The sequence below is a fragment of the Streptomyces sp. NPDC093544 genome (assembly GCF_040683495.1).
Lineage (GTDB): Bacteria > Actinomycetota > Actinomycetes > Streptomycetales > Streptomycetaceae > Streptomyces.
Genome location: NZ_JBFBEA010000014.1, coordinates 57943 through 72690, shown reverse-complemented (window position 1 = coordinate 72690; position 14748 = coordinate 57943). Strand labels below are relative to the sequence as shown.

The window sequence follows — 14748 nt, the reverse complement described above, 5'->3', positions numbered from 1 at the left end:
CCGTGCCCACGATCCACGTGAACGGACTCGACGTCCACGTCCAGCGTCTCGGCCACACCGGTGACGTACCGCGTCCCGTCGTCGTCCTCATCCACGGCCTGCTCATCGACAGCCTCGCCAGCTACTACTTCAGCCTCGCCCCGCAGCTCGCCGAAGAGGGCATGGACGTCGTGATGTACGACCTGCGCGGGCACGGCAAGACCTCCAGACCGGCGACCGGTTATCGGATCGAGGACTTCGTCACCGACCTGGACGAGCTGCTCGACGCGCTCGCCATCGACCGTCCGGTGCACCTCGTCGGCAACTCCTTCGGCGGAGCTGTCGCGTACGGCATGGCCGCCGCGCACCCCGAGCGGGTCGCCAGTGTCGTCGCCATCGAGGCCGAACCGCCGGCCCGGCCCTGGGCGCAGAGCATGTACGAGGGCCTGGTCGGCGAGCAGGGCGGCCTGGTGGTCCAGGAGGTCACCGAGTGGCTGCGGGACAACCCGGGTGAGCGCAACGCCCGGCCGTTCCGAGCCGCGGGCCGGGTGCTCGACGAGACCGCCCTCGCCCAGGAGATCCCGCAGAGCGACCTCATCGACGAGGACCTGTCCGCGATCCGCTGCCCGGTCTTCGCGGTCTTCGGCGGCGCGTCGAAGCTCTCCGCACAGACCGCGATGCTGGAGGCCTCACTGGCGGACTGCCGTACCGTCGTGCTGCCCGACCGCGGTCACTCGGTGCTGGTGGAAGCCACCAAGGAGACGTACGTCCTGGTGCGCGACTGGCTGTTCGGCCAGGAGACGCACGCCCTGCGGGAGGCCCGCTAGATGGGCAGATTCCTGTTCGTGGTGCCACCGCTGGTCGGGCACGTCAACCCGGCGGTGGGCACCGCGGCGACGCTGGCCGCCCGCGGGCACGACGTCGCCTGGGCGGGTCACCCCGAGCTGATCCGGGGCCTCGCGGGAGCCGACGCCGTCGTGTTCCCGTGCGCGTTGCCCGAGGACACGCTGTCCCGGCCCGCCGAGCTCAAGGGCCCCGCCGCCTTCCAGTTCCTCTGGGAGAGCTTCCTGATCCCGCTCGCGGACGCGATGGCGCCCGGGGTGCGGGCGGCGATCGAGGCGTACGGTCCCGATGTCGTCGTCAGCGACCAGCAGGCGGTGGCGGGCGCGCTGATCGCCGAATCCCTGGGACTGACCTGGGTGACCTCGGCCACCACCTCCGCCGAGCTGATCGACCCGCTGGCCGGCATGCCCAAGGTCGCTGCCTGGCTGGACGGACTCCTGGCGGACCTGCGCGTGCGGATCGCGGGCGGTTCGGGCGGGGCGGACCCCCGCTTCTCGCCGCACGGCGTGCTCGCGTACACGACGCGCGCGCTGCTCGGGCCGGCCGAACTCCCGGACCGGGTCTGGCTGGTGGGCCCGTCCGTGGCCGCCCGCCCGAAGCGGTCCGACGACTTTCCCTGGGAGTGGCTGGACGCGTCCACGCTGCCTCTGGTCCTCGTCAGCCTGGGCACCGCGAACACGGACGCGGGTGCCCGCTTCCTCAACACGGCCGCCGAGGCGCTGGCCGGGATGGCGGACCGGGTGCGTGCCGTGCTCGTCGATCCCGGCGGGGTCGTCGAAGGCCCGGTCGCCGACAACATCCTGCTGTGCCCGCACGTGCCTCAACTCGCGCTGCTGGAACGGCTCGACGCGGTCGTCTGCCACGCGGGCCACAACACCGTCTGCGAGGCGCTGTGGCACGGCGTCCCCCTTGTGGTCGCCCCCATCCGGGACGACCAGCCGATCGTGGCCGGCCAGGTCGTCGACGCGGGCGCCGGAGTGCGGCTGCGCTTCGGGCGGGCCGACGCGGCGAAGATCGGTGCCGCGGTCGAGACCGTGCTCGACCCCTCCGGCGGTCACCGCAAGGCGGCCGAGGCGATCGGGGAGTCCTTCCGGGCAGCGGGCGGCAGCGCGGCCGCCGCCACCCGGCTCAAAACAGTGCTGGCCGAATCGGCCGTGACCGGAGTACGAGGCGCATGACCGAGATCAGCCCGTCCCCTGCCCAACCAGGCACCCCCACCGGCACGTTGGCCGCCCTGATCGGCTACGCCAGGCCGCACTGGCGGGTGTTGCTCCTCTCCCTCGTCCTCACCCTGCTGGCCAGCGTCTCGGGCCTGGTCCAGCCGAAGTTCGCCCAGGCGATCCTGGACCGGCTCGACGAGGGCACCGACGTGGGCGCACCGGTCGCGCTGCTCGCCGTGTTCCTGACGGCGGGCGCCCTGCTCACCGGCATCAACGCCTGGCTCCAGCAACGGACTTCGGAGCGCGTGGTCCGGCAGGTCAGGACCGGCCTGGTGCACCGGCTGATCCGGCTGCGGGTCTCCGAACTCGACACACGGGCGCCCGGCGACCTCATCGCCCGCGTCACCTCCGACAGCACGCTCCTCAAGAGCGCCGCCACCGAGGGCCTGATCATGACCGTCAACGGCGTACTGACCTTCGTCGGGGCCCTGTTCATGATGGCGACGCTGGACGTACGCCTGCTGGGCATCACACTTCTCGTCCTGGCCGTGGTCGGCATCGTGATCACGATGATCCTGCCCCGGATCAAGGCCGCGGTGGCCCGCTCGCAGGCGTCGGTCGGCGCGGTCGGCGCCGTACTCGACCGCACCCTCGGCGCGGCCCGCACGGTCAAGGCCAACGGCGCCGAGGGCCGCGAGACCCGCGCCGCCGAGGAAGCGGTCGACGAGGCGTACGCCGCCGGACTCGTCGGCGCCCGCTACAGCGCCTTGGTCACGATGGTCGGCGGTGCCTCCATCCAGACCGCCTTCCTCGTGGTCCTCGGAGTCGGCGGCGCCTTCGTCGCGAACGGCACCATGTCGGTCTCCGAACTGATCGCCTTCCTGCTGTACGTGTTCTTCCTGGCGAGCCCGGTCTCCCAGCTCGTCGGCGGCGCCGCCCAGCTTCAGCAGGGGCTCGGCGCGGTGGGCAGGATCCAGGAGGCCGCCGGGCTGCCGATCGAGGACGACATCGACTCCCCCGCCGCCTCCGCCTTCGGCCCCCCGCCGGACATCGAGCTGACCGACGTCGAGTTCACCTATCCCGGCCGCGCCCCTGCGTTGCGCGGCGTGAGCTTCACCGTCCCCGGCGGCACCCAGACCGCGCTCGTCGGTCTGTCGGGCGCCGGCAAGACCACGCTCTTCTCGCTCCTCCAGCGCTTCTACGAGCCGACCGCGGGCTCGATCAGGATCGGCGGCCAGGACATCTCCACCCTGCCGCGCGGCGAGGTGCGACGCCGTATCGCGTACGTCGAGCAGGACTCCCCGGTCATGTCCGGCACCCTCCGCGAGAACCTGCTCTACGCCGCGCCTGAGGCCACCGCCGAGCAGCTGTCCGAGGTCCTGGCCGTCACCCGCCTCGACGGTCTGGTCGCCCGGCTGCCCATGGGCCTGGACACGGCGGTGGGCCCGCGCGGTGTCACACTCTCCGGCGGCGAACGCCAGCGCCTCGCCATCGCCCGCGCCCTGCTGCGCCGCCCGCAGGTGCTGCTGCTCGACGAGGCGACGGCCCAGCTCGACGCCCGCAATGAGCAGGCACTGAGCGAACTGGTCGGCCGTACCGCCGGGCAGTGCACGGTCCTCCTGATCGCGCACCGGCTGTCCACGGTGACCGAGGCCGACCAGATCGTGGTCCTGGAGCACGGTGACGTCCGCGCGGTCGGCACCCACCGCACCCTCGTCGACGACGACGAGCTCTACCGGGAACTGGCGGCGACGCAGCTCTTGGCTGCCGAACCCCAGGTGTGAGGGACGGCCGGCTTTTGGCGGCCGAGCCTCAGGTCTGAGGGTCGGCGGCCGGGAAGCTCCGGCGGAGATCCGTGGTTGACGTCCGTGACGACGACAGCGACCTATCCCCGCCGGAGCACTCATGCCGAGCCCGCACCAGCACCCCGCCTCACCGGGGCCGCGCCCTGAAGCCGTGCGCTTCTCCGTGCTCGACCGCTCCCGCACCCGTGAGGGCCACGACGCTCCCGAGGCCCTGCGGGACACCGTGCGGCTGGCCCAGGACCTGGAGGCGCTCGGCTACCACCGGCTCTGGGTCTCGGAGCACCACGGCGTGCCGGGCGTCGCAGGATCCGCGCCGACCGTACTGGCCGCCGCGGTCGCCGCCGCCACCCATACGATCCGGGTCGGCACCGGCGGCGTAATGCTGCCGAACCACCAACCGCTGGTTGTTGCTGAGCAGTTCGGCGTCCTGGAGTCCTTGTTCCCGGGCCGGATCGACATGGGCCTGGGCCGTTCCGTCGGCTTCACCGACGGGGTGCGCAAGGCACTCGGCCGGGAGAAGGACGACGCCGAGGACTTCGCGGCGCAACTCGCCGAGCTGCTCGACTGGTTTCGCGGCACCTCGTCGACGGGCGTCCATGCCCGCCCCTCCGAAGGCCTGACCGTGCCGCCCTTCGTACTCGCCATGGGCGAGGGCGCCACGATCGCCGCGCGGGCCGGCCTGCCCATGGTCATCGGCGACCTCAGGAACCGCGACAAGATGCGGCGCGGGATCGATCACTACCGCGAGACGTTCCGCCCGTCCGTCTGGGCCCGGGAACCGTACGTCGTGATCTCCGGCACGGTCGCGGTCGCCGCGACCCCTCAGGACGCCCGCCGTCTCCTCCTCCCGGAGGCCTGGTCGATGGCGTACTCCCGCACCCACGGCACGTTCCCCCCGCTGCCGCCCGCCGAACGGGTCGAGGGCCTGGCGATGACGGGCAAGGAGCGGGGTTTCTACGAGTCCGGGCTGACGGGTCACATCACGGGCACCGAGGAACAGGTCGCCCATGAGCTGGAGACGGTGATCAAGGAGACCGGCGCGCAGGAGGTGCTGGTCACCACCAGTACGTACGACCGGGACGCCCTCCTGGACTCCTATCGGAGGCTCGCCCGGGTCGTGGGGCTGACGGCGACCTAGAGTCGCGGGCGGAGGGGAGCACGACGGCTCCCCACTCCTCGCCCGCGCTCTGTCAAGCCCCGTAAGGGTGGGCGTGTGGGCCCGGCGACCGCAGCCCTCCTTGCGCGGCGCGGGCCAGATCGCGGCGGTCCTTGTGGTCGGCCGGTGCGAGTACGGGTCGCAGGTCCAGCTCGGCGACGAGGGCGCGGGCCGAGACGACCCGCCACACCGAGGTGAGCAGGGAATCGCTCCCGACGAACGCGGGCGCGGTGCTCGCCGCTCCCCCGTCCAGCCGGTAGTGGATACGCACCGGCTGGACGGGCACGCCGGCGTCCAGCGCGGCCTGGAAGACGGCCCTCCGGAAGTGTCCCTGTGCCCGGCCGCACCAGGTGCTGCCTTCCGGGAACACCACCATCGTGGACCCGTCGCGGAGGGTGTCCGCGATGCGCGCGACCGTCCGCGGCAGTGCCCGCAGCCGGTCGCGCTCGATGAACAGCGCGCCGCTGCTCGCGGTCAGCGCGCCCGCCACGGGCCACTGCCGGATCTCGGCCTTGGCGATCATCCGCCCGGGACGGACGGCGGCGAGCAGCGGGATGTCCATCCAGGAGATGTGGTTGGCGACCAGCAGCAGGCCGCCGGTGGGAGGGGTGGCACCCGTGACCCGCAGGCGCACGCCGGCGGCCCGCACCATCGTCCGGCACCACGTCCTGATGAGCCGGTCGCGAAGTGCGGCCGGGATCCGGCCGACGACCGGGATCAGCACGATCCCGAAGGTGAGCACGACCAGGAGGGTGGCAAGGCGCAGTACGGCACGCGGCACGCCGGCCGTCGACCCCGTGGAGTCCACGCAGCGGCGCGGGGTGCACGGGGCGCTGGGCAGCCAGGCGCTGGTGGGCGTCTGAACGGGCCGGAAGGCGATCGGTCGCACGCCGGCGCGGCGAGGCGACGGCACCTTTGTGGGGGCGGCAAGGAAGGCCGCCGTACGGACTCCCGGGTCGACGAGCGCCGCCGTGTCACGGCGAGGGCGCAGCATCACGCCCACCCGGGACGCGCGGATGACCCCGTTGCGAGTGGCGCCCAGGACGCCGGTGCGGGAGGCGTTCATCAGGCCGGTACGAGCGAGAGGAAGTGCCGCAGATAGCGCGGGTTGACCTTGCGCATCGACAGCAGCACGTACAGGTCGGCGACGCCGAAGTCCGCGTCGTGCGCGGGCTCCGCGCAGACCCAGGCACCGAGCCGCAGATAGCCGCGCAGCAGCGGGGGCAGTTCGGTGCGCGTAGGCCGGGCGACTCCCTCGGCGCTCCAGGGCAGCAGCGGCCGTACGCGGTACTCCTCGGGCGCGAGGTGCTTGGCTCTGACCCGGTCCCAGGTGCCCGCGGCGAGGGCGCCGCCGTCGGCGAGCGGGATGGAGCAGCAGCCGGCCAGCCACTCGTGGCCGCCCTCGACCATGTAGCGCGCTATCCCGGCCCAGATGAGACCGATGACGGCGCCGTCGCGGTGGTCGGGGTGCACGCAGGAGCGGCCGACCTCGACGAGCCCGGAGCGGATCGCGGCCAGCGGGCCGAGGTCGAACTCGTTCTCCGAGTAAAGGCGTCCGGCGAGGGCGGCCCGCTCGGGCGGCAACAGCCGGTAGGTTCCGACGACTTGACCGGTCACCGTGTCACGGACCATGAGGTGATCGCAGTACGCGTCGAAGGCGTCGATGTCGAGACCCGGCTGGGGGGTGGTCAGCAGGGCGCCCATCTCTCCCGCGAACACGTCGTGACGCAGCCGCTGTGCGGCGCGGACGTCGTCCTCGTCGCGGGCGAGGGTCACGGTGTAGCGGGTGGGAGCGGTCGACAGTGGGGGGCTGTCGAGGGTGGATACGCCGGTCATGGCACTCTCCTGGTCACGGGCCGGTTCGGCGGAGCGGTGGCAGGCCGGATCTGTTCGGTCTGCGCGCTCCTGTTCTTCCGACGCCGGTTGGCCTGCGCGTGACCTGTGCCGAGAGCCAGGATGTGAGGATGCTGAATGCCAGGGGACGGCCGATACGAGCGCCCGCAGGGAATCGGTCCCTCAGCGAACGCGAGACGGGACCGGGGCTGAGCACCACCCCCGGTCCCGCCCGTCCGCACATTGACGGCGAACGTCCTACGGCTACCGCTTGCCCGACTTCCGGGTCGCGCGGAGCCACTCCTTGTTCATGCTGGTGATGGAGACCAGCGGGATGCCCTTGGGGCAGGCGGTCGCACACTCGCCGGCGAGAGTGCAGCCGCCGAAGCCCTCGTCGTCCATCTGCGCCACCATGTCCAGGACGCGGGTCTCGCGCTCGGGCGCACCCTGCGGCAGCACGTTGAGGTGGTTGATCTTCGCCGAAGTGAACAGCATCGCGGCGCCGTTGGGGCAGGCCGCGACGCAGGCGCCGCAGCCGATGCACTCGGCGTGTTCGAAGGCGAAGTCGGCGTCCGGCTTGGGCACGGGCGTCGCGTGGGCGTCGGGGGCCGCGCCCGTCGGGACGGTGATGTAGCCGCCGGCCTGGATGATCCGGTCGAAGGCGGACCGGTCGACGACGAGGTCCTTCACGACCGGGAACGCCGCGGCGCGCCACGGCTCCACGTCGATGGTGTCGCCGTCCCGGAAGGACCGCATGTGCAGCTGGCAGGAGGTCGTGCGCTCGGGGCCGTGCGCGTCGCCGTTGATGACGAGCGAGCAGGCGCCGCAGATGCCCTCGCGGCAGTCGTGGTCGAAGGCGACGGGGTCCTCGCCCTTGAGGATGAGTTCCTCGTTGAGGGTGTCGAGCATCTCCAGGAAGGACATGTCGGCCGAGATGTCGTCCACTTCGTAGGTGGACATCGCTCCGTCGGCGTCGGCGCTCTGCTGCCGCCAGACGCGCAGGGTGAGCTTCATGCGTAGCTCCGCTGAGTGGGGTGGACGTACTCGAAGACCAGGTCTTCCTTGTGCAGGACGGGGGGTTCGCCGGTGGCGCTGAACTCCCAGGCGGCCGCGTACGAGAACTCCTCGTCCCTGCGGGCCGCTTCGCCTTCCGGGGTCTGGGACTCCTCGCGGAAGTGCCCGCCGCAGGACTCGTCGCGGTGCAGCGCGTCGAGGCACATCAGCTCGGCGAGCTCCAGGTAGTCGACGATCCGGTTGGCCTTCTCCAGGGACTGGTTGAACTCCTCGCCGGTCCCGGGCACCTTGATGCGCCGCCAGAACTCCTCGCGGATCTGCGGGATGCGCTCAAGTGCCTTGCGCAGCCCGGTCTCCGTGCGAGCCATTCCGCAGAACTCCCACATGAGTTCGCCGAGTTCGCGGTGGAAGGAGTCGGGGGTGCGGTCACCGTCGACGGCCAGGAGCAGCCGCAGCCGGTCCTCGGTCTCGGCCAGCACCTCCTGGACGTCGGGGTGTTGGTCGGTGACCTGCGCGTGGTGGGGGTCGCGGGCGAGGTAGTCGTTGATGGTCGACGGCAGGACGAAGTAGCCGTCGGCGAGACCCTGCATCAGGGCCGAGGCACCCAGCCGGTTCGCGCCGTGGTCCGAGAAGTTGGCCTCGCCGATCGCGAACAGGCCGGGGATCGTGGTCTGGAGGTCGTAGTCGACCCACAGTCCGCCCATCGTGTAGTGCACGGCGGGGTAGATCCGCATCGGCACGGTGTACGGATCCTCGGCGGTGATCCGGGCGTACATGTCGAAGAGGTTGCCGTACTTCTCCTCGACCTTGGCCTTGCCCATCCGCTGGGTGGCGTCGGCGAAGTCCAGGTAGACGCCCTGGCCGCCGGGGCCGACACCGCGCCCTTCGTCGCACACGTTCTTGGCGGCCCGGGAGGCGATGTCGCGGGGCACGAGGTTGCCGAAGGCCGGGTAGATGCGCTCCAGGTAGTAGTCGCGCTCGTCCTCGGGGATCTCGTTCGCGGGGCGGGTGTCGCCCTTCGCCTTCGGTACCCAGATCCGGCCGTCGTTGCGCAGCGACTCGCTCATCAGGGTGAGCTTCGACTGGTGTTCGCCGGTGCGCGGGATGCAGGTGGGGTGGATCTGGGTGAAGCAGGGGTTGGCGAAGTAGGCGCCACGCCGGTGCGCCCGCCAGATCGCGGTCGCGTTGGAGTTCATGGCGTTGGTCGAGAGGTAGAAGACGTTGCCGTAGCCGCCGCTCGCCAGTACGACGGCGTCCGCGAAGTACGTGTCGATCTTCCCGGTGATCAGATCGCGGGCGACGATTCCGCGCGCCCTGCCGTCGACGACGATCACGTCGAGCATCTCGGTCCGCGCGTGCATCTCGATGTTGCCCGCGGCGATCTGCCGCGACAGCGCCTGGTACGCGCCGAGAAGGAGTTGCTGGCCCGTCTGCCCGCGGGCGTAGAAGGTCCGCGACACCTGGACGCCGCCGAAGGAACGGGTGTCGAGCAGGCCGCCGTACTCGCGCGCGAAGGGCACGCCCTGGGCGACGCACTGGTCGATGATCTCGACCGAGATCTGGGCCAGCCGGTGGACGTTGGACTCCCGCGCCCTGAAGTCGCCGCCTTTCACGGTGTCGTAGAACAGCCGGTGCACGGAGTCCCCGTCGTTCCGGTAGTTCTTCGCCGCGTTGATGCCGCCCTGCGCGGCGATCGAGTGTGCGCGCCGGGGCGAGTCCTGGTAGCAGAACTGCACGACGTGGTAGCCCTGTTCGGCGAGCGTGGCGCCTGCGGAGCCGCCCGCGAGGCCCGTGCCGACGACGATCACCGTGTGCTTGCGGCGGTTGGCGGGGTTGACGAGCTTGGCCTCGAAACGGCGGGTCTCCCAGCGCTCGTTGATCGGGCCCTGCGGGGCCTTGCCGTCGACAACCGGCTCACCGGTCGCGTAGTCCGCGTAAGAGGTCATGGTCAGCTCACCAATCCGGTCATGACGCCGATGGGTACGGCGAGGAAGCCGGCCGTCAGCACCAGTGCGAGGCCGTTCGCGACGGTCTTGAGGGCGCGGTCGCGGGAGCGGCTGCCGGCGCCCAGCGTCTGTGCGGCGCTCCAGAAGCCGTGCCGGATGTGCAGGCCGAGGGCGAGCATCGCGACGATGTAGATGGTGTCGCCGTACCAGGTCGAGAAGGTGTCGATGACGTTCTGGTACGGGTGTCCGGCCTGGAAGCCGTCCGGGTGCACGGTGCCGGTCGTCAGGTCGAGGATGTGCCAGACGATGAAGAGGCCGAGGATGATCCCGCCCCAGCGCATGGTGCGGGTGGCATAGCTGGCCCGCCGCTTCTTGTGGACGTAACCGCTGGGGCGCGCCCTGATGTCGCGGCGGCTCAGCTGGTAGGCGGCGGTGGCGTGCGCGACGACGGCCACGACGAGGACGACGCGGATGATCCACAGCGCCCACTCGTAGTGCAGGAAGGGCTCGCCGAGGGTGCGCAGCCAGTGCGCGTAGTGGTTGAACTCGTACGACCCGAAGAAGATCTTCAGGTTGCCGAGCATATGGACGACCAGGTACAGCAGCATGATCAGACCGCTGACGGCCATCACGGTCTTCTTGCCGACGGACGAGTCCCACACAGTGCGCGTCAAGGACGGCTTTCGGTCCGTCCGCGTTGCCAGTGCCATGCCACGCACGCTAGGGCCGAAGAGGGCGATCGGTCCAAGACATGGTCCGGCTCGTTTCCATAGGCATGCCCTATCGTGTCTGGTGTGCAGTTCCAACAGCTTCAGTACTTCGTGGCGGTCGCCGAGACCCGGCACTTCACCCGGGCCGCCGAGCTGGTCCATGTCGCGCAGCCGTCGCTCTCCCAGCAGATCAAGTCGCTGGAGCGCGAGCTGGGGGCGGATCTGTTCCTGCGGGCGCGGGGCAACATCACGCTCACGGACGCCGGGGAGGCGCTCCTCCCGCTGGCCCGCCGCATCCTCGCCGACGCGGACACGGCCCGGCAGGAGGTGCAGGAGCTGGCCCAGCTGCGCAGCGGCCGGGTCCGCCTCGGCGCGACGCCGAGCCTGTGCACGGGCCTGCTCCCGGACGTGCTGCGCGCCTTCCACGACCGCTACCCGGGCATCCGGCTGCTGATCGAGGAAGGGGGCTCCCACGATCTCGTACGGGAACTCGCGCGCGGCGCCCTCGACCTCGCCCTGGTCGTCCTGCCGCTGCCCACGCCGTCCCCGGCCCTGACGACGGTGGAGTTGCTGCGCGAGGACCTGGTGGTGGTGTCCTCGCCAGCCGCGCCCGCGCCCGGGTGGGGTCGCAGTACCGTACGCGTCTCGGATCTGGAGGGCGAGCGCCTGGTGATGTTCCGGCACGGCTACGACCTGCGCGAACTCACGGTCGCAGCGTGCCGCGCCGAGGGTTTCGAGCCCGACTTCGCCGTCGAGGGCGGTGAGATGGACGCGGTCCTGGGCTTCGTCCGGGCCGGGCTCGGCGTGGCCGTCGTCCCCCGTATGGTCGCGACCCGGTCCGGGCGCGGACTGCGGGTGACCCCGCTGGCCCGGCCCGGACTCCACCGCACGATCGCGCTGGCGCACCGCAGCGATGTGGCTCCGCCGCGGGCGGCCCGCGAACTCCAGCGGATGCTGCTGGAGCGGTGACGCTCCGCTGGAAGCCGTGTCCCCGCCAGCGCCGTACCCATCAGCGCCGTACCTTTCGGCGCCGTACCTTTCGGCGCCGTACGTTTCAGCGCCATCCGGGTCCGCGGGTCGTTCGTGGCTGGTCGCGCCCACGCGGCGGAGCCGCATGATGTAACCGCCCCGCGCCCCTTGCGGGGCGCGGGCGCGAGGTCAGCTGATCGCGTCGACCAGCGCCAGATCGTGCAGCCGGTCCGGCGGGCCCGGACGGGCGTAGTACCAGCCCTGGGCCGTGTCGCAGCCCAGGATCCGCAACTGCTCGGCCTGAGCGCCGGTTTCCACGCCCTCGACCGTGACCGCGAGGTCGAGGCTGTGGGCCAGGGTGACGATGCCCTCGACGATCTTCAGGTCGACCGGGTCCGCGGGGAACTGCTGCATGCTCTGGGTGAAGGACCGGTCCAGCTTGAGGACACTGACCGGGAGACGGCGCAGGTTGGCGAGGTTGGAGTAGCCCGTGCCGAAGTCGTCGAGCGCGATGTCGACGCCCATCTCGGCGAGCCGGCGCAGCGGCTTGAGGAGGTCGTCGTCCGCACCGATCAGCGCGGACTCGGTGACCTCCAGGCACAGCGCGTCCGGGTGGAGACCGGACCGCTCCAGGATGTCGACCGTGTCCTGAACCAGGCCGGGGTGGGTCAGCTGGCACGGCGACAGGTTGACGTTGATCCGCAGCGAACCCGCGTCGGCGTGGCGATCCTGCCAGAGGCGGGCCTGACGGACCGACTGCTCCAGAACCCAGCGGCCGAGCGGCACGATCAGTCCGGTGTGCTCGGCGAGCGGGATGAACTGGTCGGGGCCGAGGACACCGTGCTGCGGGTGCAGCCAGCGCACCAGTGCCTCGGCGCCTCGCACGCTGCCGTCGCCGAGGTGGACCAGGGGCTGGTACTCGATGAAGAACTCGCCCCGGTCCAGGGCGGCCGGGAGCGCCGTGGTGAGCCCGTGCCGCGTGATGGCGCGGGCGTCGGCCTCGGGGTCGGCGAGCTCGAAGCGGTTGCCGCCCGCGGACTTCGCCCGGTACATGGTGATGTCCGCGCTGCGCAGCACCTCCGCGGGGCCGCGCTCTCCGGCAGGACCCTCTACGACGCCGATGCTGCCGCGCACGGTCAGGTCACGTCCGTCGATGCTGATCGGGGTTACCAGGGCGTTCATGATGCGCCCGGCGAGTTCGTCGACCTCTCGCTCGGTGTCGGGTCCGGTGGTCAGCGCCACGAACTCGTCACCGCCGAGCCGGGCGACCATCTCACCGGAGGCCGTCGCGCAGGACTGCAGCCGGTCGGCGACCTCGACGAGCAGCCGGTCGCCGGCCGCGTGCCCGAGGCTGTCGTTGATGGTCTTGAAACCGTCGAGGTCGAGATAGCAGAGCCCGAAGCGCTGGCCCGCGCCCGCGGACAGCGCCTTCTCCAGGCGCTCGAAGAACAGGGTCCGGTTGGGCAGTCCGGTGAGCGCGTCGTGGGTGGCCTCGTAGCGCAGCCGCAGATTGAGCAGCCGCCGCTCGGTGGTGTCCTCCATGAGCGCGAGCTGGTACTGCGGTGTGCCGTCCGCGTCACGCAGCAGAGAGACCGTCAGATTGGTCCACAAGGCCGTGCCGTCGGGACGGTAGAAGGCTTTTTCGACGTGGTAGTGCTCGCGCTCGCCGCGTACCAACTCCTCGTACAGCGGCCACACTTGCGGAGCGTCGTCGGGGTGCGTCCACTCCTGGACCCGGCGGCCGCGCATCGCCTGCTCGGAGCCGCCGAACATGCGCAGCAGCGCTCCGTTGACCTGAAGGATGTTGCCTTCGAGGTCGGCGATGCCGATCCCTATGGCCGCGCCCTCGAACACCGCGCGGAAGCGGGCCTCGCTCGCGTGCAGCGCCTCCGCCACCAGGCTGCGGGCGTTCAGGGCGGCCCGGGAGATGGCCTCCTGCTCGGCCAGCGTCCGTTCCCGCAGCGCCTGCGCGAACCCGGCGGCCATGGCGTGCTGCAAGCGCGCCGAGCGAGTCCGCAGCGCCTCCCGGGGCCCGTCCTCGCCGCAGTAGAGCACCAGATAGGCGTCGACACAGTCCAGCGTGCGGCTGAGCGCCTCCGGGTCGGTGCAGTGCGCGTCGATGAGCGCGGCGCCGACCGCCTGGCCCTCGGCTCCCTCGAAGGTCCTGGCCAGCAACGCGTCGCTCAACCGCCGGGCGAGCGGCATCAGTTGGACCTCGAACTCGAGCCTGGTCAGCGACGTCGAAGTGACCGGAAAGACCGCCCGGCTCCAGATCGTCGCGAATCTGCGGAGTCTGTCCTCCGGCCCGTCCGGTTCGGCGGTCACGCCGTGCGCCCCACGCCGGCGAAACCGGAGAAGGAAAACGGATCCTCGTCCTCTGGTGCCGTGTCGGGCCGCCACTTCGGCATCGGCACCAGTCCCGGTTCCACCATGTCGTACCCCTCGAAGAACCGCGCGATGTCCTCGCGCGAGCGCATGATCAGCGGGTTGCGGATGTTCTTGTACACGTCGACCGTGCCCTCGGCCTGCTCCTGAGGAAGTGGGATTCCCTCGTACGAGGCGTGTGTGACGACGAGCAGGCTGCCCGGCGCGAGCGCGTCGCGCAGCTCGGCCACCGCTCCGTACGGGTCGTCCGCGTCCTCCACGAAGTGAAGTATGGCAACGAGCAGGAGGGCGACCGGCCGGTTCAGGTCTATCAGACGCTGAACCTGGGAACTCGCCAGGATCTCCCGGGGCTTGAGCAGATCGGCGGCGAGGACGTCCGCGTCCTCGTTGCCCTCCAGGACGGCCTGGCTGTGCGCGACGGCCACGGGGTCGTTGTCGACGTAGACGACGCGCGCGCCGGGTCTGGACTCCTGGGCGATCTCATGGACGTTGCCGAAGGTCGGGATGCCGGAACCGATGTCGAGGAACTGGGTGATGCCCTCGCCGGTCGCGAAGCGCACCGCGCGGCGCATGAACGCCCGGTTCGCCTGCATGATCTTGGGAAGTCCCGGCATGAACTCCATCGCCCTGCGAGCCGCGTCCCGGTCGACCTCGAAGTTGTGCGAACCGCCCAGGTAGTAGTCGTATATGCGGGACACGCTCGGCACTGAGATGTCAATGCTCCGAGGGGCCCAGGCGGGACGCTCCATCTATCTCTCCAAGGCGTTGTCGACGGCGTAGGCGATCCGGTGTTCGAGCTGAGGCTACTGATCGCCTGCCAAAGGAGCGAGCCAAAACGGAAATTGACCGTCCGTTCCCGGTCACTGCCTCCGGCAAGTGCCCAATTGGCGCCCTGTGAACAGCCTTCGAACCCGCCGCCCGGCGTAACCGTGAAATCGCTCCGAAGCA

General features: G+C 70.9%; 12 protein-coding genes. 5 read left to right on the top strand and 7 right to left on the bottom strand.

Annotated elements, in window-relative coordinates; genetic code table 11:
* Positions 1–2: 2 nt before the first annotated feature.
* From AB0N66_RS22200 to AB0N66_RS22185, 4 genes are all read left to right on the top strand, one after another.
* Positions 3–806 (top strand): alpha/beta hydrolase, encoded by an 804-nt coding sequence (locus AB0N66_RS22200; RefSeq protein WP_365437724.1) that lies wholly within the window; start codon positions 3–5, stop codon positions 804–806.
* Positions 807–2000, top strand: a complete 1194-nt coding sequence (locus AB0N66_RS22195; RefSeq protein WP_365437722.1) for a glycosyltransferase — start codon at positions 807–809, stop codon at positions 1998–2000.
* Positions 1997–3766 carry an ABC transporter ATP-binding protein gene (locus AB0N66_RS22190; RefSeq protein WP_365437719.1) on the top strand — a complete coding sequence of 590 codons (1770 nt, stop codon included), beginning with the start codon at positions 1997–1999 and terminating at the stop codon, positions 3764–3766. The genes AB0N66_RS22195 and AB0N66_RS22190 overlap by 4 nt, the downstream gene beginning before the upstream one ends.
* Before the next feature lie 121 nt (positions 3767–3887).
* Positions 3888–4925, top strand: coding sequence for an LLM class flavin-dependent oxidoreductase (locus tag AB0N66_RS22185; RefSeq protein ID WP_365437716.1), 1038 nt, complete (start codon positions 3888–3890; stop codon positions 4923–4925).
* A 52-nt stretch (positions 4926–4977) separates the two neighbouring features.
* Here the strand turns inward: AB0N66_RS22185 and AB0N66_RS22180 are convergent, their stop codons facing one another.
* The 5 genes from AB0N66_RS22180 to AB0N66_RS22160 all read right to left on the bottom strand — a co-directional run bounded on the left by AB0N66_RS22180 (position 4978) and on the right by AB0N66_RS22160 (position 10410).
* Positions 4978–6009: a lysophospholipid acyltransferase family protein gene (locus AB0N66_RS22180; protein WP_365437713.1), complete on the bottom strand. Its 1032-nt coding sequence runs from the start codon at positions 6007–6009 to the stop codon at positions 4978–4980.
* A complete protein-coding gene (locus AB0N66_RS22175; protein ID WP_365437710.1) occupies positions 6009–6779 on the bottom strand; it encodes a GNAT family N-acyltransferase in 771 nt (256 codons plus the stop codon). The genes AB0N66_RS22180 and AB0N66_RS22175 overlap by 1 nt, the downstream gene beginning before the upstream one ends.
* Positions 6780–7040: 261 nt before the next feature.
* Complete coding sequence (locus AB0N66_RS22170) at positions 7041–7790, bottom strand: succinate dehydrogenase/fumarate reductase iron-sulfur subunit (protein ID WP_365437707.1); 750 nt, start codon at positions 7788–7790, stop codon at positions 7041–7043.
* Complete coding sequence (locus tag AB0N66_RS22165) at positions 7787–9736, bottom strand: fumarate reductase/succinate dehydrogenase flavoprotein subunit (protein WP_365437704.1); 1950 nt, start codon at positions 9734–9736, stop codon at positions 7787–7789. The genes AB0N66_RS22170 and AB0N66_RS22165 overlap by 4 nt, the downstream gene beginning before the upstream one ends.
* 2 nt (positions 9737–9738) lie before the next feature.
* On the bottom strand, positions 9739–10410 hold the full coding sequence (locus tag AB0N66_RS22160; RefSeq protein ID WP_365438111.1) for a succinate dehydrogenase: 672 nt from the start codon (positions 10408–10410) through the stop codon (positions 9739–9741).
* A 120-nt stretch (positions 10411–10530) separates the two neighbouring features.
* On the opposite strand from AB0N66_RS22160, the gene AB0N66_RS22155 reads away from it, so the two are divergent.
* Positions 10531–11415, top strand: a complete 885-nt coding sequence (locus AB0N66_RS22155) for a LysR substrate-binding domain-containing protein (RefSeq protein ID WP_365437701.1) — start codon at positions 10531–10533, stop codon at positions 11413–11415.
* 189 nt (positions 11416–11604) lie between these two features.
* On the opposite strand, the gene AB0N66_RS22150 is transcribed toward AB0N66_RS22155, so the two are convergent.
* Both AB0N66_RS22150 and AB0N66_RS22145 read right to left on the bottom strand, forming a co-directional pair.
* On the bottom strand, positions 11605–13740 hold the full coding sequence (locus tag AB0N66_RS22150) for an EAL domain-containing protein (protein ID WP_365437698.1): 2136 nt from the start codon (positions 13738–13740) through the stop codon (positions 11605–11607).
* Positions 13737–14549 carry an SAM-dependent methyltransferase gene (locus AB0N66_RS22145; RefSeq protein ID WP_365437696.1) on the bottom strand — a complete coding sequence of 271 codons (813 nt, stop codon included), beginning with the start codon at positions 14547–14549 and terminating at the stop codon, positions 13737–13739. Before AB0N66_RS22145 ends, AB0N66_RS22150 begins: the two co-directional genes overlap by 4 nt.
* Positions 14550–14748 lie beyond the last annotated feature (199 nt).

What these genes read in the sequence shown, in the direction of transcription:
- AB0N66_RS22165 (WP_365437704.1), bottom strand. Translation starts at nt 9,736, where the DNA reads ATGACCTCTTACGCGGACTACGCGACCGGTGAGCCGGTTGTCGACGGC.
- AB0N66_RS22145 (WP_365437696.1), bottom strand. Translation starts at nt 14,549, where the DNA reads ATGGAGCGTCCCGCCTGGGCCCCTCGGAGCATTGACATCTCAGTGCCG.
- AB0N66_RS22170 (WP_365437707.1), bottom strand. Translation starts at nt 7,790, where the DNA reads ATGAAGCTCACCCTGCGCGTCTGGCGGCAGCAGAGCGCCGACGCCGAC.
- AB0N66_RS22180 (WP_365437713.1), bottom strand. Translation starts at nt 6,009, where the DNA reads ATGAACGCCTCCCGCACCGGCGTCCTGGGCGCCACTCGCAACGGGGTC.
- AB0N66_RS22190 (WP_365437719.1), top strand. Translation starts at nt 1,997, where the DNA reads ATGACCGAGATCAGCCCGTCCCCTGCCCAACCAGGCACCCCCACCGGC.
- AB0N66_RS22195 (WP_365437722.1), top strand. Translation starts at nt 807, where the DNA reads ATGGGCAGATTCCTGTTCGTGGTGCCACCGCTGGTCGGGCACGTCAAC.
- AB0N66_RS22185 (WP_365437716.1), top strand. Translation starts at nt 3,888, where the DNA reads ATGCCGAGCCCGCACCAGCACCCCGCCTCACCGGGGCCGCGCCCTGAA.
- AB0N66_RS22175 (WP_365437710.1), bottom strand. Translation starts at nt 6,779, where the DNA reads ATGACCGGCGTATCCACCCTCGACAGCCCCCCACTGTCGACCGCTCCC.